Origin of the sequence: Streptacidiphilus anmyonensis, assembly GCF_000787855.1 — a bacterium.
In the GTDB taxonomy this organism is placed as follows: domain Bacteria; phylum Actinomycetota; class Actinomycetes; order Streptomycetales; family Streptomycetaceae; genus Streptacidiphilus; species Streptacidiphilus anmyonensis.
Map to the genome: position 1 here is coordinate 1 of NZ_BBPQ01000144.1, position 3557 is coordinate 3557.

General features: G+C 71.3%; 4 protein-coding genes. 3 read left to right on the forward strand and 1 reads right to left on the reverse strand.

Annotated elements, in window-relative coordinates:
- A partial coding sequence (locus TR50_RS49605; RefSeq protein ID WP_236654828.1) for a hypothetical protein occupies positions 1–214 on the forward strand: 214 nt, incomplete at its 5' end.
- Between the two features lie 117 nt (positions 215–331).
- Here TR50_RS49605 and TR50_RS42030 read toward each other — a convergent pair.
- A complete protein-coding gene (locus tag TR50_RS42030) occupies positions 332–517 on the reverse strand; it encodes a hypothetical protein (protein WP_042435981.1) in 186 nt (61 codons plus the stop codon).
- Positions 518–708: 191 nt separating this feature from the next.
- Between TR50_RS42030 and paaK the strand changes: the two genes are divergently transcribed.
- Both paaK and TR50_RS42040 read left to right on the forward strand, forming a co-directional pair.
- The gene (gene paaK / locus TR50_RS42035; RefSeq protein ID WP_162837983.1) at positions 709–2022 is read left to right on the forward strand and encodes a phenylacetate--CoA ligase PaaK; all 1314 of its coding nucleotides are present in this window, start codon (positions 709–711) and stop codon (positions 2020–2022) included.
- A gap of 272 nt (positions 2023–2294) precedes the next feature.
- On the forward strand, positions 2295–3464 hold the full coding sequence (locus tag TR50_RS42040; RefSeq protein WP_174514900.1) for a CaiB/BaiF CoA transferase family protein: 1170 nt from the start codon (positions 2295–2297) through the stop codon (positions 3462–3464).
- The last annotated feature ends 93 nt before the right edge of the window (positions 3465–3557 follow it).

The window sequence follows — 3557 nt, forward strand, 5'->3', positions numbered from 1 at the left end:
AACAGCCGACGAGACAGAGGAAGAGGAAGCAGAGGAGGAGGAAGAGGAAGCGGAAGAGGAAGAGGACAGGGAGTGGGGAGACTGGCGGGAAGAGACAGGGGTCAGTGGGTCGGCCCGAAAAGCATCCCCGAGCGAGGCAAAACCCCCACCCATGGACGCCTCTCCACCTTCACACCCGCCCCCGAACATCGAGGCGTCCATAGAACAAGTTTGACACCCCGCCACACCCTCCACCATGACCCACCTGGGCCATCTTCCCTACACGAACGAGTTAGTCATTCTGTTCGAGTGAACGTGATCCCTCGTCAGCCCTGCCCCGGCCCCGGCCACCTCAGCTGACCTGGCCCTCGGGTTCCGGCGGCAGCTCGATCCCGCCCTCGCGAGCCTGGCGCAGGGCCTCCTCCAGCTCGTCCAGGGCTCGGGAGAGGCCGACCGGATTCTGTGCCGAGACGGCCTCGGCAAGCGCGGCGCGCGCGTCGGCGACCCGCTTGATCAGCGGCTGATCGTTCTGGTCCACCGCGACCTCCTCGAACTCTCTCCCGGAAGCCCCCCAGCCACCATCGCAGGGGTTGAACGTTTCTTCAATTCGCACGTCCGCACCCCCGCCCTCCCTCCGATCGTGCCCGCCCCACCCTCCTTGACACCGCCCCCGCCCCGTTGGACGATCGACCGAACATTCGGTTGGCAAGCGCACGCAGGAGGCCGACGGTGCCCGTCCCCATCCCTACCCCCTCGGCCGATCTCCTGGACAAGGGCGAGCGCCTCACGCCCGAGGAACTGCGCGCGCACCAGCTGAGCTCGCTGCAGTGGACGCTCCGCCACGCCTACGAGAACGTCGAGCTCTACCGCCGCAAGTTCGACGCGGAAGGCGTACGGCCCGAGGACTGTCGCACCTTGGCCGATCTGGAGCGTTTCCCGTTCACCACCAAGGCCGACCTGCGCGAGTGCTACCCCTTCGGGATGTTCGCGGTCCCGATGGACCAGGTGCGCCGGATCCACGCGTCGAGCGGGACGACGGGACGGCCGACGGTCGTCGGGTACACCGAGGACGACCTCGACATGTGGGCGGACGTGGTGGCTCGCTCGATCCGGGCGGCCGGCGGACGACCGGGGCACAAGGTGCACGTGTCGTACGGATACGGGCTGTTCACGGGCGGACTCGGGGCGCACTACGGGGCGGAGCGGGCCGGCTGCACGGTGATCCCCGCGTCGGGCGGGATGACGGCTCGGCAGGTGCAGATCATCCAGGACTTCGAGCCCGAGATCATCATGGTCACCCCGTCGTACATGCTGACGCTCCTGGACGAGTTCGAGAGGCAGGGGATCGACCCGCGCGGGACCTCCCTCCGGATCGGGATCTTCGGCGCGGAGCCGTGGACCGAGGCGATGCGGCGCGAGATCGAGGAGCGCCTCGACATCCACGCCGTCGACATATACGGGCTGTCCGAGGTGATCGGACCGGGCGTGGCGCAGGAGTGCGTGGAGACCAAGGACGGCCTGCACATCTGGGAGGACCACTTCTACCCGGAGATCGTGGACCCGGTCACGGACGAGCTGATGCCCCCCGGCGAGAGCGGGGAACTGGTCTTCACCTCGCTCACCAAGCAGGCGATGCCGGTGATCCGCTACCGGACGCGCGACCTGACCCGACTGCTGCCGGGGACGGCGCGCCCGGCGTTCCGCAGGATGGAGAAGGTCACCGGCCGCTCGGACGACATGATCATCCTGCGCGGAGTGAACGTCTTCCCCACCCAGATCGAGGAGATCGTGCTGCGCACGCCCGCCATCGCACCGCACTTCCAGCTGCGGCTGACGCGGAGCGGACGGCTGGATCGGATGGCCGTCGAGGTGGAGGCCCGCCCGGACGCCTCTCCCGCCGCGCGGGAGGCGGCCGCGGCGGAGATCGCGCGCGGCGTGAAGGACGGGGTCGGGATCAGTGTCGAGGTGACGGTGGTGGATCCGGAGACGCTGGAGCGCTCGGTCGGCAAGATCCGCCGGGTGGTGGACCTGCGCGAGAAGTGAGCGAGTCGGCCCAGCAGGCCGACACGCCGACACGCCGAGCAGGTCGGCAGGCGGGCGGGCTCGCAGGCCAGCGGGCTGGCGGGCCAGCGGGCGAGGGTCGGCGGATACCGCAGGCCCGCCGCGCGCCCGACGCCGCGCGCTCGAGGCGACGGCCTGGCATGGGGCCAACATCTCGTCGGGCCCCCTTGTTACTGACGAGTCAACTCCATAGCATCGGGACTGTGACAGCATCCGTGTCACACCTGTCCTCGCCACGCCGACGTGGAGGCCCGATGCCGAACGACGCAACCACTGACGCCGGGCCGCACACGGGGCCGCAGACCGGGCCGCCCGCCGGGCCGCTCGCCGGAGTGCGGGTGCTGGAGATCGCGGGGCTCGGGCCGGGGCCGTTCGCTGCGATGCTGCTCGCCGACCTGGGCGCGGACGTGGTGCGAGTGGACCGGCCCGGCGGGTCGGCGCTCAGCGGCGATCCGGCGCTGGACGTGACCAACCGGGGCAAGCGCAGCGTCGTGCTGGACCTGAAGACCCCCGAGGGCGTCGCCCGCACGCTGGACCTCGCCGCCCGCGCGGACCTGCTGATCGAGGGGTTCCGTCCGGGCGTCGCCGAACGGCTCGGCCTCGGGCCCGCCCACTGCCTGGCCCGGAACCCCGCGCTCGTCTACGGGCGGATGACCGGCTGGGGGCAGGAGGGACCGCTGGCCCAGTCCGCCGGACACGACATCGGCTACATCGCCACGGCCGGGGTACTCGGCCTGGTCGGGCCCGCGGACGGGCCGCCGGCGATCCCGGTCAACCTGCTCGGGGACTACGCGGGCGGCTCGCTCTACCTGGTCGTCGGGCTGCTGGCCGCCCTGCACCACGCCCGCGCGACGGGGACCGGACAGGTCGTCGACGCGGCGATCGTGGACGGCGCGGCCCACCTCACCTCCGTGCTCTGGGGGTTCATGGCGGGCGGGCGCTGGCACGACCGCAGGGGCGTCAACATCATCGACGGCGGCGCTCCCTTCTACGCGGTCTACGAGACCTCCGACGGTCGGCACATGGCCGTGGGAGCGCTGGAGCCGCAGTTTTTCGCCGAGTTCGTCAAGCTGCTGGAGCTGCCGCCGGACGCGCCGGGGCAGCGCGACCTGGCGCGCTGGGACGAACTGCGCACGCTGATCACCGAGCGGTTCGCGACCCGGACCCAGGCGGAGTGGAGCGCCCTGTTCGAGGGTACGGACGCCTGCGTGGCACCCGTGCTGACACTGCACGAGGCCGCGGACCACCCGCATCTGCGCGCCCGCGCCAGCTATGGAAGCCACGACGGGCTGCTCCAGCCCGGTCCCGCGCCGCGCTTCTCGGCGACCCCGAATCCGGCGCCGCGCCCGCCCGCGCTCCCGGACGCCCACCGCGCCTCCGTCGCGGTTGACTGGGACGTGCCGTCCCTCACCGCCGAGGCCTGACCCCACCACCGAGCCCTGACACCACGGCCAACCCCAGACCCCACGGCCAACCCCAAACCTCACGGCCGAGTCCAGACCTCCACGGCCGGCTCC

Excerpts from the sequence above, each read along its gene's own strand:
- TR50_RS42040 (WP_174514900.1), top strand. The coding sequence starts at position 2,295 with ATGCCGAACGACGCAACCACTGACGCCGGGCCGCACACGGGGCCGCAG.